At 59.7% G+C, this 24,157-nt stretch carries 23 protein-coding genes and 1 tRNA gene; 10 read left to right on the forward strand and 14 right to left on the reverse strand.

Annotated elements, in window-relative coordinates; all coding sequences use genetic code 11:
* Positions 1 to 148 precede the first annotated feature (148 nt).
* The 5 genes from codA to AC1Q8Q_RS22595 form a co-directional block, all read right to left on the reverse strand.
* Positions 149 to 1,396 carry a cytosine deaminase gene (gene codA, locus AC1Q8Q_RS22575; RefSeq protein WP_020795529.1) on the reverse strand — a complete coding sequence of 416 codons (1,248 nt, stop codon included), beginning with the start codon at positions 1,394 to 1,396 and terminating at the stop codon, positions 149 to 151.
* A 102-nt stretch (positions 1,397 to 1,498) separates the two neighbouring features.
* The gene (locus tag AC1Q8Q_RS22580; protein ID WP_033044160.1) at positions 1,499 to 2,329 is read right to left on the reverse strand and encodes an alpha/beta fold hydrolase; all 831 of its coding nucleotides are present in this window, start codon (positions 2,327 to 2,329) and stop codon (positions 1,499 to 1,501) included.
* Positions 2,330 to 2,412: 83 nt separating this feature from the next.
* Positions 2,413 to 2,769: a 6-carboxytetrahydropterin synthase QueD gene (queD, locus tag AC1Q8Q_RS22585; RefSeq protein ID WP_008056290.1), complete on the reverse strand. Its 357-nt coding sequence runs from the start codon at positions 2,767 to 2,769 to the stop codon at positions 2,413 to 2,415.
* A 75-nt stretch (positions 2,770 to 2,844) separates the two neighbouring features.
* Positions 2,845 to 3,924 (reverse strand): hypothetical protein, encoded by a 1,080-nt coding sequence (locus AC1Q8Q_RS22590; protein ID WP_020795527.1) that lies wholly within the window; start codon positions 3,922 to 3,924, stop codon positions 2,845 to 2,847.
* 104 nt (positions 3,925 to 4,028) lie between these two features.
* Complete coding sequence (locus AC1Q8Q_RS22595; RefSeq protein ID WP_020795526.1) at positions 4,029 to 4,730, reverse strand: murein L,D-transpeptidase catalytic domain family protein; 702 nt, start codon at positions 4,728 to 4,730, stop codon at positions 4,029 to 4,031.
* A gap of 82 nt (positions 4,731 to 4,812) precedes the next feature.
* Here AC1Q8Q_RS22595 and AC1Q8Q_RS22600 point away from each other — a divergent pair, with 82 nt between their 5' ends.
* The 3 genes from AC1Q8Q_RS22600 to AC1Q8Q_RS22610 all read left to right on the forward strand — a co-directional run bounded on the left by AC1Q8Q_RS22600 (position 4,813) and on the right by AC1Q8Q_RS22610 (position 8,270).
* Positions 4,813 to 6,567, forward strand: a complete 1,755-nt coding sequence (locus AC1Q8Q_RS22600) for a L,D-transpeptidase family protein (protein WP_020795525.1) — start codon at positions 4,813 to 4,815, stop codon at positions 6,565 to 6,567.
* Between the two features lie 109 nt (positions 6,568 to 6,676).
* Positions 6,677 to 7,465, forward strand: coding sequence for a WaaZ-like lipopolysaccharide core biosynthesis protein (locus AC1Q8Q_RS22605; protein ID WP_020795524.1), 789 nt, complete (start codon positions 6,677 to 6,679; stop codon positions 7,463 to 7,465).
* A 145-nt stretch (positions 7,466 to 7,610) separates the two neighbouring features.
* Complete coding sequence (locus AC1Q8Q_RS22610; RefSeq protein WP_020795523.1) at positions 7,611 to 8,270, forward strand: ribonuclease T2 family protein; 660 nt, start codon at positions 7,611 to 7,613, stop codon at positions 8,268 to 8,270.
* A gap of 7 nt (positions 8,271 to 8,277) precedes the next feature.
* Here the strand turns inward: AC1Q8Q_RS22610 and AC1Q8Q_RS22615 are convergent, their stop codons facing one another.
* Positions 8,278 to 8,748: a hypothetical protein gene (locus tag AC1Q8Q_RS22615; RefSeq protein WP_168758636.1), complete on the reverse strand. Its 471-nt coding sequence runs from the start codon at positions 8,746 to 8,748 to the stop codon at positions 8,278 to 8,280.
* A gap of 208 nt (positions 8,749 to 8,956) precedes the next feature.
* On the opposite strand from AC1Q8Q_RS22615, the gene AC1Q8Q_RS22620 reads away from it, so the two are divergent.
* Both AC1Q8Q_RS22620 and AC1Q8Q_RS22625 read left to right on the forward strand, forming a co-directional pair.
* Positions 8,957 to 10,528, forward strand: a complete 1,572-nt coding sequence (locus AC1Q8Q_RS22620) for a sensor domain-containing diguanylate cyclase (RefSeq protein WP_168758635.1) — start codon at positions 8,957 to 8,959, stop codon at positions 10,526 to 10,528.
* Positions 10,529 to 10,651: 123 nt separating this feature from the next.
* Positions 10,652 to 12,058, forward strand: coding sequence for a DUF1254 domain-containing protein (locus AC1Q8Q_RS22625; protein WP_492615513.1), 1,407 nt, complete (start codon positions 10,652 to 10,654; stop codon positions 12,056 to 12,058).
* Positions 12,059 to 12,111: 53 nt separating this feature from the next.
* Here the strand turns inward: AC1Q8Q_RS22625 and AC1Q8Q_RS22630 are convergent, their stop codons facing one another.
* Positions 12,112 to 12,420 carry a hypothetical protein gene (locus tag AC1Q8Q_RS22630; protein WP_492615514.1) on the reverse strand — a complete coding sequence of 103 codons (309 nt, stop codon included), beginning with the start codon at positions 12,418 to 12,420 and terminating at the stop codon, positions 12,112 to 12,114.
* Between the two features lie 155 nt (positions 12,421 to 12,575).
* On the opposite strand from AC1Q8Q_RS22630, the gene AC1Q8Q_RS22635 reads away from it, so the two are divergent.
* On the forward strand, positions 12,576 to 13,370 hold the full coding sequence (locus tag AC1Q8Q_RS22635; RefSeq protein ID WP_020795518.1) for an exodeoxyribonuclease III: 795 nt from the start codon (positions 12,576 to 12,578) through the stop codon (positions 13,368 to 13,370).
* Positions 13,371 to 13,466: 96 nt separating this feature from the next.
* On the forward strand, positions 13,467 to 14,294 hold the full coding sequence (locus AC1Q8Q_RS22640) for an arylamine N-acetyltransferase family protein (RefSeq protein ID WP_083349504.1): 828 nt from the start codon (positions 13,467 to 13,469) through the stop codon (positions 14,292 to 14,294).
* A gap of 63 nt (positions 14,295 to 14,357) precedes the next feature.
* On the opposite strand, the gene AC1Q8Q_RS22645 is transcribed toward AC1Q8Q_RS22640, so the two are convergent.
* Positions 14,358 to 14,681, reverse strand: a complete 324-nt coding sequence (locus AC1Q8Q_RS22645) for a BrnA antitoxin family protein (RefSeq protein ID WP_020795516.1) — start codon at positions 14,679 to 14,681, stop codon at positions 14,358 to 14,360.
* A 3-nt stretch (positions 14,682 to 14,684) separates the two neighbouring features.
* Positions 14,685 to 14,966, reverse strand: coding sequence for a BrnT family toxin (locus AC1Q8Q_RS22650; protein ID WP_492615515.1), 282 nt, complete (start codon positions 14,964 to 14,966; stop codon positions 14,685 to 14,687).
* 255 nt (positions 14,967 to 15,221) lie between these two features.
* Here AC1Q8Q_RS22650 and AC1Q8Q_RS22655 point away from each other — a divergent pair, with 255 nt between their 5' ends.
* A complete protein-coding gene (locus tag AC1Q8Q_RS22655) occupies positions 15,222 to 16,739 on the forward strand; it encodes a nucleobase:cation symporter-2 family protein (protein WP_020795514.1) in 1,518 nt (505 codons plus the stop codon).
* Positions 16,740 to 16,868: 129 nt separating this feature from the next.
* Here the strand turns inward: AC1Q8Q_RS22655 and AC1Q8Q_RS22660 are convergent.
* Positions 16,869 to 16,944 (reverse strand) — tRNA-Asn (locus tag AC1Q8Q_RS22660).
* A 230-nt stretch (positions 16,945 to 17,174) separates the two neighbouring features.
* Between AC1Q8Q_RS22660 and AC1Q8Q_RS22665 the strand changes: the two genes are divergently transcribed.
* Positions 17,175 to 17,405: a hypothetical protein gene (locus AC1Q8Q_RS22665; RefSeq protein ID WP_020795513.1), complete on the forward strand. Its 231-nt coding sequence runs from the start codon at positions 17,175 to 17,177 to the stop codon at positions 17,403 to 17,405.
* Here the strand turns inward: AC1Q8Q_RS22665 and AC1Q8Q_RS22670 are convergent.
* Positions 17,402 to 17,605: a hypothetical protein gene (locus AC1Q8Q_RS22670; protein WP_020795512.1), complete on the reverse strand. Its 204-nt coding sequence runs from the start codon at positions 17,603 to 17,605 to the stop codon at positions 17,402 to 17,404. The genes AC1Q8Q_RS22665 and AC1Q8Q_RS22670 overlap by 4 nt on opposite strands.
* A 249-nt stretch (positions 17,606 to 17,854) precedes the next feature.
* On the reverse strand, positions 17,855 to 19,051 hold the full coding sequence (locus AC1Q8Q_RS22675; protein WP_033042130.1) for an amino acid aminotransferase: 1,197 nt from the start codon (positions 19,049 to 19,051) through the stop codon (positions 17,855 to 17,857).
* 336 nt (positions 19,052 to 19,387) lie between these two features.
* On the opposite strand from AC1Q8Q_RS22675, the gene uvrB reads away from it, so the two are divergent.
* Positions 19,388 to 21,403, forward strand: coding sequence for an excinuclease ABC subunit UvrB (gene uvrB, locus AC1Q8Q_RS22680; protein ID WP_033042129.1), 2,016 nt, complete (start codon positions 19,388 to 19,390; stop codon positions 21,401 to 21,403).
* Between the two features lie 105 nt (positions 21,404 to 21,508).
* Here uvrB and AC1Q8Q_RS22685 read toward each other — a convergent pair whose 3' ends face one another.
* Together AC1Q8Q_RS22685 and AC1Q8Q_RS22690 are read right to left on the reverse strand one after the other, a co-directional pair.
* Positions 21,509 to 23,059, reverse strand: coding sequence for an MDR family MFS transporter (locus AC1Q8Q_RS22685; RefSeq protein WP_492615516.1), 1,551 nt, complete (start codon positions 23,057 to 23,059; stop codon positions 21,509 to 21,511).
* The gene (locus AC1Q8Q_RS22690; RefSeq protein ID WP_020795508.1) at positions 23,049 to 24,137 is read right to left on the reverse strand and encodes an HlyD family secretion protein; all 1,089 of its coding nucleotides are present in this window, start codon (positions 24,135 to 24,137) and stop codon (positions 23,049 to 23,051) included. The genes AC1Q8Q_RS22685 and AC1Q8Q_RS22690 overlap by 11 nt, the downstream gene beginning before the upstream one ends.
* Positions 24,138 to 24,157: the final 20 nt, after the last annotated feature.

The following is a 24,157-nucleotide window of genomic DNA, read 5'->3' on the forward strand; positions in this document are numbered from 1 at the left end:
CCCTGCTGAAGGGGCAGAGTGAATACCAACCGAAAACCAGTTGAGGGCTTCCCCTCAACCATAGAATCTCCCACAGTAGTTTTTTGTCGTTCACAAAACTGTGGGAGCGAGCCTGCTCGCGAAGGGGTCAGTCCAATCACAGCAACCTTCAGATCTGCTCGCTGGAGAACTCCACCACCGGCATCGTGCGCTTCATCAATACCTTGCCGCCGCGTACCGAATACAGCGGCAAGCCCTGGCTGCGGATCACCTCGTAATCGCTTTCCGCCGAGAGGATCAGCAGGTTCGCCGGCCGTCCGGGTTCGAGCCCGTAGCGCTCACCCAGGGCCATGGCCTTGGCGCTGTTGACGGTGACCAGGTCCAGGGCGTTTTGCAGGTTGCGATACCCGAGCATGTGGCAGATATGCAGGCCGGCTTCGAGCACCCGCAGGATGTTACCGTTGCCCAGCGGGTACCAGGGGTCGACGATCGAGTCCTGGCCGAAACATACGTTCATGCCGGCTTCCAGCAGTTCGTTGACCCGGGTCACGCCCCGGCGTTTCGGGAAATTGTCGAAACGTCCTTGCAGGTGAATGCTTTCGGTAGGGCAGGAGACAAAGCTGATCCCTGCGTGCCCAAGCAGGCGAAACAGCTTGGCGCAGTAGGCGTTGTCGTACGAGCCCATGGCCGTGGTATGGCTGGCGGTGACCCGCGAGCCCATGTCGCGGCTGCGGGCTTCTTCGGCCAGCACTTCAAGGAAGCGTGACTGCGGGTCGTCGGTTTCATCGCAATGCACGTCCACCAGGCAGCCCGTGCGCTCGGCCAGGTCCATGAGGAACTTCACCGAGCTGACGCCCTGGTCGCGGGTGTACTCGAAGTGCGGAATGCCGCCTACCACGTCGGCACCCATGCGGATGGCTTCTTCCATCAGCTCGCGGCCATTGCGGTATGACTCGATACCTTCCTGGGGGAATGCGACGATCTGCATGTCGACCAGATGCCGGCTTTCTTCGCGCACCTCGAGCATGGCCTTGAGCGCCGTGAGCTGCGGGTCGGTGACGTCGACGTGGGTGCGCACGTGCTGGATACCATGGGCGGCAAGAGCCTGGAGGGTTTTCCTGGCGCGGACCCTGGTGTCTTCTTCGGTGATGGTGACCTTGCGCTCACCCCAGCACTCAATGCCTTCGAACAGCGTGCCGCTCATGTTCCAGCGCGGCTCGCCAGCGGTCAGGGTGGCGTCGAGGTGGATGTGCGGCTCGACGAAGGGCGGCACCACCAGGTTGCCACCGGCGTCCAGATCGTCGGGGCCCAGGGTCGGCGCTTCGGTCTGCCGGGCGATGTTGCTGATCAGGCCGTTTTCCAGGTGCAGCTCATGCAGGCCTTCCTGGTTGCGCAGCCGGGCGTTGATGATGTGCATCGGGCAGATCCTTTCAGAGAACCGTTTGGACAATAGCTCTACGTTAGCTCGGCAGCGGCGAATGCCGCCAGTGGTCTTTTCGCGGATGTACACTCTCTACTGTCAGGCCGTCATATCCAGCGGCAAAAAACGCATCAGCGCAGCGACAACGGCTTCAGGCGCATCCTCCTGCACCAGATGCCCGGCGTTGGCCACCGCATGAAACTGCGCTCCAGGTATCATCTGCTGCAAGGCACGCCCGCGATCGATGGGAATCCATTGGTCGTCCTTTCCCCAGAGAATCTGCACTGGGCAGCGAATCGTCGGGTACAGCCCCTCGGCCTCGCGGGTGTAGCGTTCGTCCATTTGCGCGATCTGCCGATAGAATCCCGCTTGCCCAGGATCACCCAACCACGGTTGCACGTAGGGTGCGAGTTCGTCATCCGGGATGTCTCGCTTGATTGCCCCGCGAATATAAGCCGCCACGATGGCTCGCTGGATATAGTCCGGCACACCACTGAAAGCGGCTTCGTACTGACGGACATGCTGCACGAACGGCGACCCCCAGGGCGTTAGCGCCACCGGATCGATCAATGTCAGGCTGCGGTAATCCTTGCCGTTGAGCAAATGGCTGCGCAGGGCGGTTGCCCCGCCAAAGTCGTGGGCCACCACATCCGGGCGGTCCAGGCCCCAGTGTTCCAGCAATTGGGCCAACAGTTGGTTTTGTACTCCCAGGGAAACATCGCCATCGACCTTTTCCGATTGCCCGTAGCCCAGCAAGTCGAAGTAGTACACCCGGTGGGTGGCGATGAAGTGCGGCGCAATCCGGTGCCAGACAAACGAAGAGAAGGGCGTGCCGTGCACGAACACCAGCGGCGGTCCATCGCCGCGCACGGCGTAGCGAACGTTATGCCCATTGAAGCGATAGCTTTGAGCCAGCGGCCAGTCAGTCATTTGCGTGTCCTCTTGGCGGATGCAAGGGCAAAGCATAGGCATAAAAAAACCACCGGTCTCGGTGGTTTTTTTGATCGAATGGCTCACTCGCCGCGATAGATGCACCCACTGGTGCAGGTCTCGTGAATCCGGATGGCGCTCAATTCCGGCAGCAGCGGCTTGAGTTCAGCCCAGATGAATTTGGCCAGCACTTCACTGGTCGGATTCTCCAGGCCAGGAATATCGTTCAGGTAGTTGTGGTCCAGACGCTCGTACAACGGCTTGAAGATCGCCTTGATTTCCGAGAAATCACGAATCCAGCCAGTATGCGGGTCGAGGTCGCCACTGAGGTGAATCGCCACTTTGAACGAGTGACCGTGCAGGCGGCCGCACTTGTGGCCGTCCGGGACGTGAGGCAGGCGGTGGGCGGATTCGAAGGTAAATTCTTTGAAGATTTCCACAGTGGTTTCAGCTCTGTTCAGGTGGCGATCGCCGCGGCGATGTGGGCAGATGGCGAGTTTAACAGCTTGTCCTGACTAAAGGGTCAGCAAGCGTTCGGCGAGATGACCGTTGGCCGTCAGTTCGAGAAACTCGTCGCCCAGGCGGCGGCTTTCCTCCATCGTCGTGCGCCAGTATTTCTGGCGGCTCGGGGCGTCGCCCATGAAGCGCTTGAAGTCATTACGATCCGGCAATTTGCCATAAGGCAGGCGCGCCAGGTATTCCTTCGATGGTGCCAGCAACACCACATCCTGCAAGCGCGCAGGGCAGGCGCGGCGCCACGGCAAGGTCTTGTCGAACCAACCGGGAATCACCCGGTCGGTGAAGTGCGGATACAGCACGATGTCATTGCCGCTGTAGGGCAGGTCCAGGTGATAGTCCAGCAGGCCGCCATCGCGGAACGTGCCCGCACCAGCGCCTGGCAGGTGGCGAACGCCTTCCATCACCATCGGGATCGAACCCGAGGCCAGCAGGGCCTGGCGTAGATTGGAGGTGTCCAGTGCGACGAAGCGCGACGGGAAGTCGTTCAGCGCGTTAACCGGTGGTGCCAGGCGCGGGTCGTGGATGATCAGCCGTTCGAAGTGCCGGGCCAGCCGCGCACGACCGCGCAGGTTATCGGCAATCACCGACGACAAGCCCAATCCCAGGCGGCCACGGTGGTCATCCGCGAGCAAGCCGTGACTTTTGACTACCATGATGTTCAAGCGATAGTAGGGGTTGTCGAGCAGGGTCGCGTCACGACCATCGAGCAGATCATCGAGCATGCGCCGCGAGCTTTGGCTGATCTGCGCCATGGTTACGCCTTTGGCGAAGTTTTGTTCGGTATAGAGGTGGCCAAGGCGCCGCAAGCCTTCGGCAGCATCCGGCAGGCAGGCGCTGGCAAAGCGCCACGAGCCCACCGATGCGCCGATCAACGAGCGCTCGCGCGGTGCCGCCGGCAGCCATTCGCCGAACAATGCCAGGTCCAGCCCCTGAATCCCCAGGGCTTTGGGCCCGCCAGCCGCGCCGGGTAGCGTGCCAACATCCGCAGCGCTCAAGCCACGCTCGCGAATGCGCGCCAGCGCCCTGGCGCCGGCCTTGAGGGTCAGGGAGGGGAACTTGATATGGATAGCGGTCATACCGGTCTCGAATGCGGGCGAACGAGCGGATTATAAGCGTGTAGGTGACGCAATTTCCGTGATGCAATGTCCGCCTTTAGTAGATACCCGCTTCAGCAGTCGGTTTACTGGCGTGACGTGACCTTGTCCGACGAGGCCACCGTGCCGCTGCCGCAATTGATGTAAGAAGAGGATTTCAGCCAGCGCTGGTCCGGGTAGTAGGAAAACAACAGCTGCCCATCTTTCATCGAGTCGATCAGGCGGTGAGCGATGGCCGGCCTGACCGCCGGGCAGCCGAGGCTCCTGCCGATCCGGCCGTTGGCGCGGGCCAGTACCGGGCTGACATAGGGCGCGCCGTGAATGACGATTGCCCGGTCGAAGGCGTTATCGTTGAAGCCAGGCTCCAGGCCTTCCATGCGCAACGAATAACCGTTCTGGCCGACATAACTCTGTTGGGTACGGTACAGGCCCAGGCTGGTGGCGAAACTTTCGTTCTGGTTGGAGAACTGGGTCGCCATGTTTTCGCCGCTGTTACGGCCATGGGCAACCAGTTCGTGGAACAGCAGCTTGCGTTTTTTCAGGTCGAACACCCATAGCCGCTGTTCGGTAGAAGGCAGGGAATAATCGATCACTGCTAGTCTCTGTGCCGGTGCTGCACCTTGGGCACGGGTACACTGTGTTGCGCGAACCGCCAGGGCAATGACCTTGGCATTGGCGTTTGGAGCAGCTTTGGCCAGCGCGACTTCGAGCGAATCGGCGTAGGCTGATGGAAGGATAGCCGACGTCAGCAACAGGGCTGTCAGGAAGCCAAAGCGATGTAGCGCCATAAAAATGTCTCATCAGGAATATGTCGAGTCTAGCAGCGAGTTGAACGCTAGCCCTTTGATTACAGGCGATTAAGGATTATCCATGGGTCAATTAACAAGGTTATTCGTCATAAGCCGCGTATTTTTTATGGTCTTTCTGATCAGCGGCACTGCTGTGGGTGAAACTTCGCCGATCGTGCCGGTATCTCCGGCGTCAGTGAGTGTGCTCGGTGCGGCACCCGATGACGAAATCGGCCAGGCGATCCAGGCGCAGCTCGAACCCTTACAATCGGCATTTCCTCCGCTACTGACCTCACGCAAACATCAACGGGTGGATGTGGCCCGGGTGGTGCTGGATTTTTATTCGCACCGCAATTTCCGCGCCGCGTGGATGAACGGGCGAGATGTCAGCCAGTTGCTCAAGGGCCTGGATGATACCCAGGCCGATGGCTTGGTTCCTGCCGATTATCGGGCCGGCGAGCTGGCCCAGGCGCAACTGGCGTTGCAGGCCACGGCGCCAACCCCGGCGCAATGGGCGGCTTTCGATATTGCGGCGACCCGCACGTACGTCACGGCGTTGCTGCAGTTGCGCCGGGGCAAGGTTGACCCGGCACGCCTGGATTTTCATTGGAACTTCGAACCCGAGGGCATCGATCCTCGCGAAGACATGAACACCTTCTTCACCGCCCTGGATGCTCACGACGTGGCTCGCGCTTTCGCCCAAGCGCCACCCCAGGAAGCCGTTTATCGCAGCCTGCGCGAGAGCCTTGCGCAATTGCGCAAGGTCCGCGATGCCGGTGGTTGGCCGAAAGTCGCCGAAGGGCAGTCGCTCAAGCCCGGCATGGACAATGCTGCTGTCAAGCAGTTGCGCGCGCGCCTGGTGGCCGCCGGGTACCTGGACCCGCAAAAGTCCAAGCGTACCGATTACGACGACAGTGTCATTGCCGCGGTGAAGAAATATCAGCTTGAACAATACCTTGGCGCAGATGGCGTGGCGGGCGCGGGAACCCTGGCGGCGCTGAATGTACCGGTCGAGGCGCGAATCGACCAGGTGCGGGTGAACATGGAGCGGGCGCGCTGGTTGCTCTATAAGCTGCAAGGCACTTTTGTCATCGTCGATATCGCTGGCTACAAGGTCGCCCTGTACCGCGACGGTCAGCCGATCTGGCGTTCCCGGGTGCAGGTCGGCAAACCGTTTCGCAGCACGCCGGTGTTCCAGTCCGAAATCACCTACGTCACCTTCAACCCCACCTGGACCGTTCCGCCAACGATTCTCGTCAAGGATATGTTGCCCAAGATCCAGCAGAATCCGGGTTACCTGGCGGCCAACCGGATTCGCGCCCTGGATCGGCAAGGCAATACGCTCGACCCGTCGACCGTCGACTGGTCCAATGCGCGCGGCATCACCCTGCGCCAGGACGCCGGCCCGGATAACTCGCTCGGGCAGGTGGTGATCCGGTTCCCCAACGACTATGCGATCTACCTCCACGATACCCCGCACCGCGAGCTGTTCTCCAAATCCATGCGTGCCACCAGCTCCGGTTGCATCCGGGTGGAGAATCCATTGCAGCTGGTTGAACTGCTGTTCAACGACCCTGTGCGCTGGAACGCGGCGGGTATTCAAAGGCAACTGGCCAACGGCAAGACTCAAAACATCAAGCTTCCCGTCAAGGTGCCCGTGCTGCTGGCCTATTGGACAGTGGATCTGAATAGCGACGGACGGGTGACGTTCAAACCGGACGTTTACGGTTACGATTCGCCAGTGCTTCGACTCTTGAACCAGCCTTCCAAGTTGCCTGCCCTGGAGTTGCAACGAGCAGAGCCGTCACTGGTCGTTACGGGTCAAGACACGCTGTAGCCCTGGCGCCTTGTCGAGAAGCCAGGCCGGGGGGACCCATTGAGAACCATGGACATGAAAATGGGTCACAGTTGATCAGTAAATAGGGATAGGGATAGGGATATTGACGATGGATGTTGCCGACAAAAAAACGACACTCATTTCCCGGGCGCTTCGGGTGCACGACCTGGATGAGTGTCGCAACATTCAAAAGGGGCCCGTGTTCATCGTGGCGTCGGGTAAATCGGCCAAGGATTTCCCGTTGCACAAGTATGCTGGCGTTCCAATGATCAGCATGAACGGTGCCATTTCGAAATTCACGGGTACAGGTATCAAGCCGTACTTTTATGTGTGTACCGACCAGGGTTTTTCCGAGCAGCAGCCGGAATTGTTCACCGAGGCCATGCGCATCAGCGAGCGGGTTGCGCTGTGGGAAAAACATGTCTGGCACACCTCGCTTAAGCCCCAAGGCAAGCTGTACTTGCTGAGCCGGGCACCCAGATTGGTGTGGAGTGATTTTTTCAGGGCTGACAAAGACCTCGTCAGGGTCCGCAAGCTAGGCAGGGGGCGGAGTAAAACCCTGGGTTTCAGCAAGAACCTCAAGCGCGGTTTTTTTGACGCGCGTACCGTCGCCTACCTGGCGCTGCAGCTTGCCTATCACCTGGGATTCAACCGGGTGTTCCTGGTGGGAGTCGACCTGGACCCGACAGCGGGGCGCTTCTATGAAGTCCCAGGCAAATTCGTTTCTCCCTGCGTGCTCGACGACCATTTTCAGACGAGAATCCTGCCGTCGTTCGAGATCTTGTCGAAGCAAGTCATCAACGAGGATTTTCAGGTCTACAACTTGTCCGACGTCTCGAAAATTCCATCGCGATTGATTCCTCGGATGACCCTGGAAGAGCTCGACAGGTTGCTCTGACGGATTGTTCGTCTGCACGACATCAAACATTTCGAATGACTCTCGTGGTGGAACGCGTTCGTGGCTGTGCCAAAGTATCGGCTTTTGACCGGCCCAATGTCGGTCGGTGTTATTTGCACTGAAGTCACCCCGAAGGAACGTGCCGATGAAAAGACTTTACGCCGCGGTCGCGCTGATCGTGTTGACGTTCGCCAGCGTGGGCCCGAGCAGCGCCCGGGATTCAGGGGGCGCCAGGCCGCAATCCGTGGCGGGGGTGTTCGACTACTATCTGTTGGTGCTGTCCTGGTCACCTACCTACTGCCTGACCCATCGTGACGACGCGCAATGTTCCGGCAAAGGCTATGGCTTTGTACTTCACGGCCTCTGGCCGCAATACGCCCGGGGTGGTTGGCCGAAGTCCTGCGCGCCGAGGGTGAAGCTCTCGCCAGAGGAGCGGGCGAAGGGCTTGATGCTGTTCCCGACCAACAAGCTGCTCGAGCACGAATGGGCCAAGCACGGCACATGCAGCGGCCTCGGCGCCATCGGTTACCTGGAGGCCTCCGACAAGGCCTTGGGCGCGGTCAGGATTCCCGAGCAACTGCAACCCTTGAATAACACGCTTTATTTTTCAGCCCGGGACATTGAGCAGATGTTTCGCCAGAGCAATCCGGGGTTGCCGGGGGATGGCATTGCGGTGATCTGCAACGGGCCGCAGTTGTCGGAGGTTCGGGTCTGCATGGACAAGGACCTGGCGTTCGCGTCTTGTGGCACAGGAGTGAAGACACGATGCCGCGCCGGGGATATCCGGGTTCCACCTTTGCGGTGATGGTGCTTCACCCGAGCTCCAGTCCTGCCTGGACCACCGACAGCAGATTGTTTTCGGTCAGTGCGACCGCATCCGGTTGCGCTACGGCGTGTTCGATTACTTGTAGCCACCAATGTGTTGCGCCGTGTTCGTCCACGGTGCGCAACAGGGCCAGTTCGTTGCCTTTGCAGTGAATTTCGACCCGCCCCTCGCCATCCGCCGTGAAGCGCGCAACGGGATCGAGCGTGATGCTGTGGTGATTGCCGGTGATCACCAACTGGTCGATGGCATAGTCGAAGGTGTCGCCCTGCGGGTGGCTCTCGAACACGTGAGTGGGGTTGCGCCGCAAGACCAGGCCGGCCTCGGTCAATGGCTGTAACCAGGCCTCGATCCGGTGATACAGCTCGTAGACCTGGCCCGGCCAACTGTCGATCGCCTGATCGATGCCGGAGGGGCGGGTCTGTTTCAGTTTTACGGCCAGCTCGTCTGCCTTGCTCATTTCATTTCCCTGTCGTGGTGTAACACTCATCGTAGCTCCTTGATGGTGATGTGGCAGTTGTCCTGCGTCATGTCGCTGACGGTTTCCAGGGGGTGGTTAAACATTTGGTATCTGCTGCGCTTTTCTCGCGGGTAACATCGTAGACTTGGCGCCCAAAACCAGAGGCATGGGGGTGTCGCTCGTGCCTTGTCCTTTCAGGGAGCGCTTTTTGCCAACACGCCTTGATGAGTTGTATCACGCCCAAGGCATCGCCTTGAAACGCATACCGCTGCGCAACGCCGCAGTGTTGTTTATCGGCGCGGTGTGCCTGTGCCTGTGCGCCTTGCTTTATTTGCAACTGGAACAGTCCCGGCGCCATGACCTGAGCCAGGCCCAGGTCGCTTCGTCCAACCTGACGCGGGCCATGGCGCAGCAGGCCGAAGACACCTTCATGCAAGCCGATCTGGTGCTGACCAGCCTGGTGGACTGGATTCAGGCCGACGGATTCGGTCCAGCCCAGCGTCCGCGTTTGCAGAAGACCTTTGTCCGGCGGGTGCAGGCGCTGGATCAATTGCACGGCATCCTGTTGTTCGACCAAAAGGGCCAGTGGGTCGTGACCTCGTTTGAAGCACTGCCTCGCGGCAACGGCGTGGCAGATCGCGAATACTTCAGGTTTCACCAGCAGAACATTTCTTCCGTGGCGCACATCGGCCCGGCCATCCGTAGTCGGGAAAATGGCGAATGGATCATTCCGATCTCCAAGCGGGTCAATGACAGGAAGGGTCAGTTCCAGGGGGTGCTGCTGGCCGGGATCAAGATGTCGTACTTCGAGCAGTTCTTCAAAGGCTTCAGTATCGACGACAACGGCGCGATGTTCCTGGCATTGACCGATGGCACGTTGCTCGCCCGTCGACCCTATGTGCAAGCGCAGATCGGTACGTCATTGGCCAAGGGTGAAATCTTTCAGAACCTGCTGCCCCGCGCGACTTCCGGCAACGCGATGTTCGCCTCAGAGATGGATTCGATTGTCCGCCTGCATGGTTATCGGCAGCTGGAGGCCTACCCGCTGGTGGTCTCGGCGGCATCGTCGCGGGACTCGATTCTCGCGGACTGGTATGACACGGCATTTCGCTCCAGCGCCATCGTCGTGCTGGTCATGCTGGGCATCGGACTGATCGGCTGGGTGTTCATACGCCAGGTGCGTGTGGGTGAGCAGGTCGAGGCGGACTTGCGACAAGCTCAGCAAGCACTTGAGCTGATTGCCACTCACGACAGCCTGACCGGCCTGGCCAATCGCCGGTTGTTCGAGCGGGCCCTCGATATCGAATTCGGGCGCGGTGCCCGCCAACAAAGCCCGCTGAGCCTGATCATGCTCGATATCGATTTTTTCAAGCGGTACAACGATACCTACGGTCATGTGGTGGGCGATCACTGTCTGGCCGAAGTGGCACGTGCCGTGAAAAGTTGCTGCCATCGCAAAGCCGATCTGGCGGTGCGATACGGTGGCGAAGAGTTTGCGGTGTTGCTGCCTGACACCGATATCCAGGGCGCCATGAACCTTGCCGAACAGATTCGCCGCGGCGTAATGGACAAGAACATCAGCCATTCGGGATCGCCCTGCGGATACGTGACCGTCAGCCTCGGTTGCTATTCGTTCGTGCCAACGGGGCGCGATAGCGTGGAAGTGTTCATCCAGCGCGCCGACGCTGCGCTGTATCAGGCCAAGCATTCGGGCAGGAACCGTTCGGCGACGTTGTCGGTGGAGGGCGGGGCGCAGGCACTCGTGCGATCAGACCGCTGACGTGGCTGCGCGACTACCGGTAGCCGATTGTCTGCCTGTCAGAACTTGTGCAATTGATCGTCTAGAGTTCCGATAGCTCTGCCACTCCCGGCAGATCTCCCCATCGCAAGGACGATCGCCACTATGTCGATAACCCAAGCTTTGTCCTCCATAGCCCTTATTGTTGCGTCCAGCGCGGTCTTTCCGCTGGTCAGTCAGGCGCAATCGAAAATCACCGCCGAAGAAGCGCATGCCATTGGCGTGGATGCCTACGTTTACTTTTATCCGCTGTTGACCATGGACATCACCCGCAAGCAATTCACCAACATTGAACCGGGCAAGGAGTTTGGCAAAGGCCCGATGAACATGTTTGTGAGTGTGCCGGAGTACCCGCCTGCAGATTTCAAAGGGGTGGTGCGGTCGAATTTCGACACGTTGTATTCCATCGCATGGCTCGACCTGACCAAAGAACCGCTGGTCATCGCTGCGCCAGACACAGCCGGACGCTTCTATTTGCTGCCGATGCTCGACATGTGGAGTGACGTATTCGCTTCGCCAGGCTGGCGCACCACCGGAACCGACGCTGCGCAGTTCCTGGTGACCCCTCCGGGATGGACCGGCACAGTGCCTGCGGGACTGAACCATCTGCCGGCGCCGACGCCCTTTGTCTGGGTGATCGGGCGAACCAAGACCGATGGCGCGGCGGACTACGCGGCGGTGCACAAGATCCAGGCCGGCTACACCGTGACGCCGTTGTCTCGGCTGGGCAAAGGTGCTGAACCGGTCAGCGTCAAGATCGACCCGGCCGTGGACATGAAGACCCCGCCGAAAGTCCAGGTCGACACAATGTCGGCGGCCGACTACTTCGCCTACGCCGCCGAACTGCTCAAGGTGCATCCGGCCCACGGCACCGATCAGCCGCTACTGGCGCAAATCAAGCGCATCGGCATCGAACCTGGCAAGTCGTTCAGCATGGATGCCCTGGACCCTGAGATAAAAGCTGCCTTGGAGACTGCGCCCAAGGACGCGCAAGCACTGATGGCGTGGAAGGTGCCTACCCTCGCACGGGTGGTCAACGGCTGGTCGATGAACACCGACACCATGGGTGTCTACGGCAACTACTACCTCAAGCGCGCGATCGTGGCGCAGGTGGGGCTCGGCGCGAATCTGCCGGAAGACGCGATCTATCCGTTGAATATCGGTGATACAAATGGCAATGCCCTCGACGGCGCGCACAAATACGTGCTGCATTTCGCCAAGGATGAAGTGCCTCCAGTGAATGCCTTCTGGTCGATCACGCTGTACGACCCTGAAGGTTTCCAGGTAGGGAACGAGCTCAACCGATTCGCGGTCAGCAGCTGGATGCCGTTCAAGAACAACGCTGACGGCTCGCTCGATATCTATTTCCAGAATGAAAACCCTGGCAAGGACCTGGAAGCCAATTGGCTGCCGGCGCCCAAGGGGCCGTTCAACCTGACCATGCGCTTGTACGGTCCGAAGTCCGAGGCCTTGAACGGCAAGTGGAATCCGCCAGCGGTCAAGCAGATGTAGTGCGGGCAATCGAGGCAGCCGACGATGATCCGTCATCGGCTGCCTTTACGCGTTCAGCTGCCCGTCCCGCCGCCAGCCCCGCCAGCCCCGCCGGTCCCTCCGCCAGCCGCTCCGGTGCCCCCTCCGGCACCCGAACCGCTGTTGCTGCCCGCGCTTCCACTTGATGAGCCGGTTGCACCACCGTCACCGGCGTTGCCGCCCGAGGGCGAGCTCGGCGTGTTGTCCGGTGGCATGACCGGCCCGCTGGTTGCTCCGGATTTAGTACCCGCCGCCTCAGCACCATCGCCGGCTGCGAAGGTGGCCAGGGAGGCCGCGCCAAGCAATCCAGCGAGAAAAAGCGAAGTGATTCTGGTGTTTTTCATGGTCCGTCTCCAAAAGATGAGTCGTTACCTGAAGTTGGTGTGAAGGCCGGGGCGGTTGGTGCCGGTTGCATGACGAGTGGCAGGCTATGGTGGACCGAACACCTGGCAGGCCGTGCGGTCACACCCATGAGACCCAGCCAAACGGGACGGTGGTCATGAAAAAGCTGCGAATTGCGACATTCAACGTCAACGGCATGCGCGCTCGCCTGCCAAATCTGTTGGCCTGGCTTGAGCGCGAACAACCGGATATCGCCTGCCTCCAGGAACTCAAGTCGGCCGACAGTGCGTTTCCCGCCGCGCAGCTAGAGGCCATCGGCTACGGAGCGATCTGGCAGGGGCAGGCGTCGTGGAACGGGGTGGCGATTCTGGCACGCGATGCGCAGCCACTGGAAAGCCGTCGAGGTCTGCCGGGCGATGACGAGGATAATCACAGTCGATACCTGGAAGCTGCCGTACACGGGATTGTGGTGGGTTGTCTGTACTTGCCCAACGGCAACCCGCAACCAGGGCCGAAGTTCGATTACAAACTGGCCTGGTTCGAGCGCCTGATACGTTACGCAAAGGCGCTGCAGGGCAGTGAGCATCCGGTGGTACTGGCGGGTGACTACAATGTGGTTCCCACCGACCTCGACATCTATAACCCACGTTCCTGGCTCAAGGATGCCTTGCTGCAACCCGAGAGCCGCGAGTGTTATCAGCGTCTGCTGGACCAGGGTTGGACCGATGCTCTGCGACACCTGTATCCGAACGAGCGGGTCTACACCTTCTGGGATTATTTTCGCCAGCACTGGCAGAAGAACTCAGGGTTACGCATCGATCACCTGTTGCTCAACCCGGCCTTGAGTCCATACCTGGAGGACGCGGGTGTCGATGCCTGGGTGCGCAACGAACCCCATGCCAGCGACCATGCGCCCACCTGGATTCAGTTGAGCTCGCGTAAGCGCCGTTGAGTGTTCTTGCCGGCCGATTGGCTAAATCAATTGTCGGCCGTACCCCTTCATCCCTTATACATAGCGTCCACAGCTTGCGTGCATAAGGATCAAGCGATGAGCGAGCCAAGTCTGGCAAACACTGTTTCCTATCTAAAGCGCCTGGGATTCGACGCTCCCCCGGCACCTACGCTTGAAACCCTGCGCCTGCTTCAATTGCGTCACACCGGCGCCTTCGCGTTTGAAAACCTCACCACGCTGGCGGGCGAGCCGGTGCGCATCGACTTGGCGTCGATCGAGCATAAGGTCCTGCAGGATGGGCGCGGCGGTTACTGCTACGAACTCAACTATCTGTTTCTGGTCTTGCTCCAGGCGCTCGGCTTCGACGCGCGGGGTATCAGCGGGCGCGTGGTCATGGGCCAGCCGGAGGGCGCCTGGACTGCGCGTACGCACCGCTTGAGCCTGGTGACGCTCGATGGCGTGCGCTACATCACTGACGTCGGCTTCGGCGGCATGGTGCCCACGGCACCGCTGTTGCTCGACAGCCGCGGTGAACAATGGACTCCCCACGAGCCGTATCGCATTGAGCAGCACGTTGACGGCTACACCCTTCGCGCCAAGGTCGCGAATGAATGGCGGCCCATGTACATCTTCGACCTGCAGCGCCAGGAGGACATCGATTACGCCGTTGGCAACTGGTATGTCTCGACCCACCCCGAATCATCGTTCACCAGGCAACTGATGGTGGCTCGAACCGGGGAAGGGTGGCGACGGACCCTCAATAACGGCAGCTTTGCAATCCATCGTACAGGGCAGGACAGTGAACGCCGGGAAGTGACCAACCTACAGGAGTTGATTGGCGTGCTGGAAAGAGAGTTCGAGATTCGGGTGCCCACGCATGCGTCGTTGATGCGCACACTTGAGCGATTGATAGCGCCGCAATAGTCGACGCATCGTGCACACAAAAAAAGTGCGGATTGGATCAATTTGCACCTTTTCCGTGCTTTTCTAAGGCCGGGCATCAGGCTCCATCACCCGCTGAATTTCGCTGAGGGCTTGCGCGAGCTTTTTTTCCAGGTTTTTCAACTCAGAGGCGGTGATCCCCTTTTTCAGGTGCCTGCCAGTGCTGCCTTCTGTTTTGTCATGCCCGGTCAGCAACGCCCTGCGCAGCGTGTTGTTGATCGCGGTCTGGTAGCCATAACCCTCGCTCTCCGCGAGCGCGCGTGCCGCTTCGATGACGACGTCATCGAGCATGATGGTGATACGGGTCTTGCCTTTGCTGGAGGCAACTGCCCCACGCCTGGCATGGCTGAAGTCGTACTCGTCTTTCATGGGTCAAGCCTCCAGATACTGGCGGCGCTCGTTTTTGCTGGCGAGGCGCGCGGAAATGATTCGAACGAAATTCGGGTCACGGTGGGTGTACGCCACGACCAGCAAACGACCTTTGCCGTCCAGCCCCATGATGATCCAGCGCTGTTCATCATGATGATTGTCCTCAAGGGTCAGCGCCCGTTCATCATGGAACACTGGCTCCGTCTCTGCGAGGCTGATACCCAGGTGCTTGAGTTTATTGGCTGCGTTCTTCGCCCTGTAATACTGAATTTCGAATGACTTCATTATGCATACTTTATATGTATATGAAAGGGGGCGATCACTACCGATGGTCACCAGGAATTCAAAAGACTAGTGGGCGCGGGAGAATGGGGCGCGCGGATGTATTTCAAGGTTTTTTACGATGTGATGCGCGATGGCACACAGCCTGCATGAACGACCGTTCATAATTTGACTGGCAAGTTGTATACAACTCTATAGACATTTGTCCTGGATCTTGAATACAGTGTGCGCATAACAAAAACCAGGGAACCCCCTAACATGAAAACGCCCCATGTTTCACACCAACGGCCTGAAGATGAAAATCTCGGGATCGGCGCGAATATGGCTTACGGCCTGCAACATGTTCTGACCATGTACGGTGGCATCGTCGCGGTGCCCTTGATCATTGGGCAGGCGGCCGGGCTGTCGCCGGCGGACATCGGTTTGTTGATTGCTGCTTCATTGTTTGCGGGGGGGCTGGCCACGTTGCTGCAAACCCTGGGTCTACCGTTTTTCGGTTGTCAGTTGCCGCTGGTGCAGGGCGTGTCGTTTTCCGGCGTCGCGACCATGGTGGCGATTGTCAGCAGTGGCGGCGAGGGCGGGTTTCAGTCGATCCTGGGGGCGGTCATAGCCGCTTCCCTGATCGGATTGCTGATCACGCCGGTGTTCTCGCGAATTACCAAGTTCTTCCCGCCGCTGGTCACGGGCATCGTGATCACCACCATCGGTCTAACGCTGATGCCGGTGGCGGCACGCTGGGCCATGGGTGGCAACAGTCACGCCCCTGACTTTGGCAGCATGGCCAACATCGGGTTGGCAGCGGTGACGCTGGTGCTGGTGCTGTTGCTGAGCAAGATCGGCAGCGCCACCATCTCAAGGTTATCGATCCTGCTGGCGATGGTCATCGGTACGGTCATTGCGGTGTTCCTTGGCATGGCGGATTTCTCGTCCGTCGGCCAGGGGCCAATGTTCGGTTTCCCGACACCTTTTCACTTTGGTATGCCGACCTTCCACTTCGCGGCAATCCTGTCGATGTGCATCGTGGTCATGGTGACCCTGGTGGAGACTTCGGCGGATATCCTGGCCGTGGGTGAAATCATCGACACCAAGGTCGATTCCAAGCGCCTGGGCAACGGTTTGCGCGCGGACATGCTGTCGAGCATGATCGCCCCGATCTTCGGCTCCTTCACCCAAAGCGCCTTCGCCCAGAACGTCGGGCTGGTGGCGGTGACCGGCATCAAGAGCCGTTATGTGGTGGCCACCGGCGGCCTGTTCCTGGTGATCCTCGGCCTGCTACCGTTCATGGGGCGTGTGATTGCCGCCGTGCCGACCTCCGTCCTCGGCGGTGCCGGTATCGTGCTGTTCGGCACCGTTGCGGCCAGCGGCATTCGCACGCTGTCCAAGGTCGACTACCGCAATAACGTCAACCTGATCATCGTCGCGACCTCCATCGGTTTCGGCATGATCCCGATCGCCGCGCCGAACTTCTACGATCACTTCCCAAGCTGGTTCGCCACGATCTTCCATTCGGGCATCAGCTCTTCGGCAATCATGGCCATCGTGCTCAACCTGGCCTTCAACCACCTGACCGCCGGTAACTCCGACCAGCAGTCGGTGTTTGCGGCGGGCACCGAGCGGGTGTTGCGCTACCAGGACCTGGCGGCGTTGCGCGAAGGGGATTACTTCAGCGACGGCAAGTTGCACGACTGCGATGGCAAGGAGATTCCAGTGGTGGAATCGGCACATGGGGCGGTGGACCCGCGACCGGTGCTGGCCAAGAGCAGTGAGCATGTCTGACGCAAGGCGTTACTGAAAAGGGCCGATCTGTTGAATAGACAGGTCGGCTTTTTTCTTTTGAAATAAAAAACAACGACCACAAAAAAGCCCCTGAATCTTTCGATTCAGGGGCTTTTCGATATTGCTGTCTGGCTCCACGACCTGGACTCGAACCAGGGACCCAGTGATTAACAGTCACTTGCTCTACCAACTGAGCTATCGCGGAATGGCGCCTATGTTACTGATTCAAAAAGAGAAGTCAAGCACCTGATAGTAAAATCGGGGTTTCATCGGGACGGACGGTGATTTATCGCTGATTGGCGGTTACCGGAATCGCTGGCGAGGGCTAACATGGCAACCCGGAAGTGGTTCCACGCGCTGCCGGCCATTCGCCGATAAGGTACGTGCCATGACTTGCTTGACCGTCACAAAGCTTCGACACAATGGGGTATTCCCATGAGCATCGCGCAAATCAGCCTGCCCAAGGGGGTCGGCCCGCACGCCGAAAAACTATTCGATGCAATCACCCAGGCCAGCAGCGCCGATGAGTTGAACCGTGCAGGGGGCAAGGCCGAGGGTTTTGTCCTGGGCCTGGAAAGCACCAAGGCGATCAAGAGCCAGGTCGCGGAATCGCTATATGTCGCCTATGACGATGCCGCCAGCCAGCGCGCGACCGAACTGGCCTAGCCGCCGAAGGTAATGGTGCCAAGCATCAGTTTGGCGTAGAGCGCCGTTGCACCCAGTTGCACCAGCCACAGGGCCAGGCCGCCGAGAAACACGCCGGCAGCGACTTGCATCACCAGGTTGTTGCCGCGTTGTCTGGCCGGGGTGCGGGGGATGAAGTCGTCCAGGTCATCGCGATCAGCGCGTAGGTCATCGTTTTTCATATCGGCTCTCGTAAGAAATCTCGGGTGTACACCACACCTTGTAGGAGCGAGCATGCTCGCGAGGAACCTGAGGGCACCGCGGGGCGTCAGGTTTCCCGAGTCATCGCTAACGACCATCGCGAGCATGCTCGCTCCTGCAGTGGATGGATGTGTGCAGTTTAGAGGGCTCGCTCTGGTTGCTGAAAATTATCTGCGCCAAACAAAAAACGGGAAGCCAGTGGCTTCCCGTTTTTCGTATCAGCAGACCAATCAGATCACCTGAACGATCGCATCCGTCACAACCTTGATGTTGCTCTGGTTCAGGGCAGCCACGCAGATACGGCCGGTGTCCAGGGCGTAGATGCCGAACTCATTGCGCAGGCGATGCACTTGTTCAACGCTCAGGCCAGAGTACGAGAACATGCCGCGCTGGCGACCGACGAAGCTGAAGTCACGCTGCGGCGCGTTTTTCGCCAGGGTCTCGACCATTTGCGTGCGCATGCCACGAATGCGCAGGCGCATCTCGGCAAGCTCCGCTTCCCACTGGGCGCGCAGCTCCGGGCTGTTGAGTACGGCAGCGACGATGCTTGCACCGTGGGTTGGCGGGTTGGAGTAGTTGGTGCGGATCACGCGCTTGACTTGCGACAGTACGCGCGCGCTTTCTTCTTTCGATTCGCTGACGATCGACAGGGCGCCAACGCGCTCGCCGTACAGCGAGAACGATTTGGAGAACGAGCTGGAAACAAAGAAGGTCAGGCCCGATTCGGCGAACAGGCGCACGGCAGCGGCGTCTTCATCGATGCCGTCGCCGAAACCTTGATATGCCATGTCGAGGAACGGCACGTGACCCTTGGCTTTTACCACTTCCAGGACGTTGTTCCAGTCCGCTGGGCTCAGGTCCACACCGGTCGGGTTGTGGCAGCAAGCGTGCAACACAATGATCGAGCCGGACGGCAGGGCGTTCAGGTCTTCCAGCAAACCAGCACGGTTCACGTCATGGGTGGCGGCATCGTAGTAGCGATAGTTCTGCACCGGGAAGCCGGCGGTTTCAAACAGCGCGCGGTGGTTTTCCCAGCTTGGGTCGCTGATCGCCACGACGGCGTTCGGCAGCAGTTGCTTGAGGAAGTCGGCACCGATTTTCAGTGCGCCAGTACCGCCAACGGCCTGGGTGGTGATGACTCGGCCAGCGGCGATCAGTGGCGAATCATTGCCAAACAGCAATTTTTGCACGGCCTGGTCGTAGGCGGCGATGCCGTCGATTGGCAGGTAGCCACGGGAAGCGTGTTGAGCGACGCGAATGGTTTCGGCTTCGACAACGGCGCGCAGGAGTGGGATTTTCCCCTCCTCGTTGCAATAAACACCGACTCCCAGGTTGACCTTGTTGGTACGGGTATCGGCGTTGAATGCTTCGTTGAGGCCCAGGATTGGATCGCGTGGTGCCATTTCGACAGCGGAGAACAGGCTCATTTTTGCGGCGGCTCTGAATGGAGAATGGAGGGACGTGTCGCGCTCCAGCCGAATGCACTAGAGCGGTGCACAAACGGGGAGCTAGTATAGAGGCCATCCGCGAGAGATGGCGACAGACGAATCGGCTTTTAAGGTAAGTTTTTTCTATTATTTTTCGACCATTAGTCGATTAGCGCCGTCAAAGGCTTTACGCGTTGTAGGACGTTTACCTTGAAAGCGCCGGCAATCGGCTCCACATTGAGCGCAATCCAGTTTTTTCCTCGGGCGACATCGGTCGTTTGCGGTCTTTCTCGTTCGTGCCGGTTTTACTGGCAAGAGTGATCCCAGAGGTTTTACATGTCTGAATTCCAGCTAGTCACCCGCTTCGAGCCTGCCGGCGATCAACCAGAGGCCATCCGCCTGATGGTCGAGGGCATTGAGGCCGGGCTGGCGCACCAGACTTTGCTCGGTGTGACAGGTTCCGGCAAGACCTTCAGCATCGCCAACGTGATCGCCCAGGTACAGCGCCCGACCCTGGTACTGGCGCCGAACAAGACCCTGGCGGCGCAGTTGTACGGTGAATTCAAGGCGTTCTTCCCGAACAATGCCGTCGAATACTTCGTTTCCTACTACGACTACTACCAGCCTGAAGCGTACGTGCCGTCTTCGGACACCTTCATCGAGAAAGACGCTTCGATCAACGACCATATCGAGCAGATGCGGCTGTCCGCGACCAAGGCTTTGCTGGAGCGCAAGGACGCGATCATCGTCACCACGGTGTCGTGCATCTACGGTCTGGGCAGCCCGGAAACCTATCTGAAGATGGTTTTGCACGTGGATCGTGGCGACAAGCTTGACCAGCGTGAATTGCTGCGCCGCCTGGCTGACCTGCAATACACCCGCAACGACATGGAATTTGCCCGTGCGACGTTCCGGGTGCGCGGCGATGTGATCGATATCCACCCGGCGGAATCAGATTTCGAAGCGATCCGCATCGAGCTCTTCGATGACGAAGTGGAGAGCCTGTCGGCCTTCGATCCGTTGACCGGTGAAGTCATTCGCAAGCTGCCGCGCTTCACCTTCTACCCGAAAAGCCACTACGTGACACCTCGGGAAACCTTGCTGGATGCCGTCGAAGGGATCAAGGTCGAGTTGCAGGAGCGCCTGGACTACCTGCGTTCCAACAACAAGCTGGTGGAGGCGCAGCGCCTGGAGCAGCGCACCCGGTTTGACCTGGAGATGATTCTTGAGCTGGGTTATTGCAATGGCATCGAGAACTACTCGCGCTACCTGTCCGGTCGCGAAGCCGGGGCGCCGCCGCCGACCCTGTACGATTACCTGCCAGCCGACGCTTTGCTGGTGATCGACGAATCCCACGTCAGCGTGCCGCAAGTAGGCGCCATGTACAAAGGCGACCGCTCGCGTAAAGAGACGTTGGTGGAATATGGCTTCCGCCTGCCATCGGCGCTGGACAATCGGCCGATGCGTTTCGATGAGTGGGAAAGCATCAGCCCGCAGACGATTTTTGTCTCGGCGACGCCAGGCAATTATGAGGCTGAACACGCTGGGCGCGTCATTGACATGGTGGTGCGTCCGACCGGTCTGGTGGACCCGCAGATCGAGATCCGCCCGGCACTGACCCAGGTCGACGATTTGCTGTCGGAAATCACCAAGCGCGTCGCCCTGGAAGAGCGAGTGCTGGTCACGACGCTGACCAAGCGCATGGCCGAGGACTTGACTGACTACCTGGCCGATCACGGCGTGCGCGTACGCTATCTGCACTCGGACATCGACACCGTGGAGCGGGTGGAGATCATCCGCGACTTGCGCCTTGGCACCTTCGATGTGCTGGTGGGGATCAACCTGCTGCGCGAGGGCCTGGACATGCCGGAAGTGTCGCTGGTGGCGATCCTCGATGCCGACAAGGAAGGCTTCCTGCGTTCCGAGCGTTCGCTGATCCAGACCATCGGTCGGGCGGCGCGTAACCTCAATGGCCGGGCGATTCTGTATGCCGACCGGATCACTGGCTCCATGGAACGGGCGATCGGCGAAACCGAGCGTCGCCGCGACAAGCAGATCGCCTTCAACCTGGCCAACGGCATCACGCCCAAGGGCGTGTTCAAGGACGTTGCCGATATCATGGAAGGCGCCACCGTGCCGGGTTCGCGCAGCAAGAAGCGCAAGGGCATGGCCAAGGCCGCCGAGGAAAACGCCCGGTACGAAGCCGAGTTGCGCTCGCCGGGTGAGATCGCCAAGCGTATCAAGGCGTTGGAGGAGAAGATGTACCAGTTGGCGCGTGACCTGGAATTCGAAGCGGCGGCGCAGATGCGTGACGAGATTGCCAAGTTGCGCGAGCGCTTGATTACAGTCTGAGATTTGCGTTGCGTGCGCGGGCCTCTTCGCGAGCAGGCTCGCTCCCACAAGGTTTAGCGTAATTCCTGTGGGAGCGAGCCTGCTCGCGAAGGCCGCGACTCGGTCTCAATGTGCTTCCCCAGCCTTCAACCCCGCCGGCAATGTCCTCGTCAGCAACACCGCCAACATGCTGATCCCCAGCGCAATCCCGACAAAATGAAACGCATCGTTGTAGGCCATGATCGACGCCTGCTGGTGGGCGATCTCACTGAGTTTGCCCAAAGCCGCTGTTTCGTTGCCCAGCGTGTTGGTCAATGAAGCCAGGCGTTCCGCCACCTGTGGATTGCTTGGCACGATGGACTCGCGCAAATAATCAAAATAGGTCTTGGTCCGCGCATCCAGCAGGGTGGCGAGGAGGGCGATGCCAATGGCGCCGCCGAGGTTACGCAGGATGTTGAACAGGCTCGAAGCCGACCCCGCATCCTGGGGCAGGATGTACGCTGTGGCGATCAGCGAAATGGTGACCATGATCAGCGGCTGGCCCAATGCGCGAATGATCTGGATCTGGTTGAACTGCGGCCCGGCGAAATCCGGATTGAGCACACCGGAGGAAAAACTCGCCAGGCCGAACAGGCCGAAGCCAATCGTGCACAGCCATTTCGGCGAGACAACCTTCATCAGCTTGGGCACCAGCGGGATCAGGAACAGCTGCGGCACGCCCATCCACATGATCACTTCGCCGATCTGCAGGGCGTTGTAGTTCTGGATCTGCGCCAGATACAGCGGCAACAGGTAGATCGACCCGTACAGGCCAACCCCCATCCCGATGCTGGAAATGCTCGATAGACCGAAGTTGCGGTTGCCCAGGATGCCGAGGTTGATCAGCGGATTGGGTTTGGAAAACTGCACGATCACGAAGGTAATCAGGCTGATCAACGCGATGCTGCCCAGTGCCACGATCAGATCGGATTCGAGCCAGTCCTTGCGATGCCCTTCCTCCAGGAATACCTGCAAACAGCCAAGGCCGACGCCCAAGGTAACGATGCCGGCGTAGTCGGTGCTTTTAAGCAATTCCCAGTGGGCCGCTTTCTTTTCCAGGCCGTACATCAGCCCGGCGATCATGAGCAGGCCAGGCGGTATGTTGATGTAGAAAATGTATTCCCAGCCCCAGTTTTCCGTCAGCCAGCCACCGAGCGTCGGGCCGATCGATGGCGCGAAGGTTGCCGTCATCGCAAACATGGCCATGCCTTTGGCGCGGTGATGTTCGGGAAGTTTGATCAGGGTCAGGGTGAAGGCCAGCGGAATCAGCGCGCCGCCCGTGAAGCCCTGCAGTGCACGAAAGACGATCATGCTTTCCAGGCTCCAGGCCATGGAGCACAGCAGCGAGGCAACGAGAAAACCCAGGGAAACCCACACCGCGAGGCGTCGCGCTGATAACAGCTGAACCAGCCATGCGGTCAGCGGGATCATGATGATTTCCGCCACCAGGTACGAGGTGGAAATCCACGAGCCTTCTTCCAGGGTGGCCGACAGCGCCCCCTGAATATCCTTGAGCGATGAATTGGTGATCTGAATGTCGAGCACCGCCATGAAGGCGCCGAGCATCACGCTCATCACCGCGATCCAGTCCCGCCGGGTCGGTTCCCCGACCGGGCGGATCAGTTGATCAGCGGCCATCGTCAAGTGTGTCTTTGCTGCTCACTTTGGTGGTGAGATCTTCCGGGGCGTCCTTGATATTCACCTTGGCGGTCACCGACATGCCTGGCCGGATCTTGCCGCGCAACGGGTTATCGGCGGCGAAGGTCAGCTTCACGGGGATCCGTTGCACGACTTTGGTGAAGTTGCCCGTGGCATTGTCTGGCGGCAACAGGCTGAACTGCGCGCCCGAGGCGGCGAACAGGCTGTCGACCCGGGCTTCGATCGGCGTGTCGCCGTAGGCGTCGAAGGTCAGCTCGGCTATCTGTCCGGGCTGCATGTGGCCAATCTGGGTTTCCTTGAAGTTGGCCTGAATCCAGATGTCTTCATCGGGCACCACCGACAGCAGATAGGCGCCGGCCTGCACGAATTGGCCATTGCGCGCGGCACGCTGGCCGATCAGGCCGCTGATCGGCGCATGGATTTCACTGCGGGAGAGGTTCAGCTCGGCCTGGGCCAGGTCGGCCCTGGCATTGGCGATCTGCGCGTCGAGGCGTTTGATCTCGGCACTCAACGCGTTGATTTGCTGGCGCTGGCCCTGGGCGTCCGCCTGGGCCTTGAGCAGCTGTGAGCGGGCAATGTGGTTGTCGGCCGAGAGCGTGGTCACGCGTTCTTCCGAGACATAACCGGGCTTGCGCAAGGTTTCGGCGCGGGTCAGGTCTATCTGTGAACGGCCCAGGCTCGCCTGGCTGGACGCGACTTGCGCGTCGCTGGCGGCAATCAGGCTGGCCTGCTGGGTCAGTTTGCTCTGGGCTTGCAGGCGTTCGGCCTGGCGGGTGGCGAGCGTCGCATTGGCGCGGTCGACGGCGAGGCGGAAATCATCGCCTTCGAGCCTTATCAGCAACTGGCCTTTCTCGACGTGCTGGTTGTCCTGCACCAACACCTCATCGATGCGCGCCCCCAACTGGCTCGACACGCGGGTGATTTCGCCCTGGACATAGGCGTTATCGGTGCTTTCATAAAACCGCCCGTTGAAAAACCAATGGGCGAAAAAGCCCCCGGCGATCAGCAGGACAAGCAACAGGAAGAGGGACAGGCGACGCTTGAGTTGGGCAGGCATGGGGCAAACTGTAGTCGAGA

The sequence above is a fragment of the Pseudomonas sp. GW823-FHT06B06 genome, assembly GCF_058795195.1.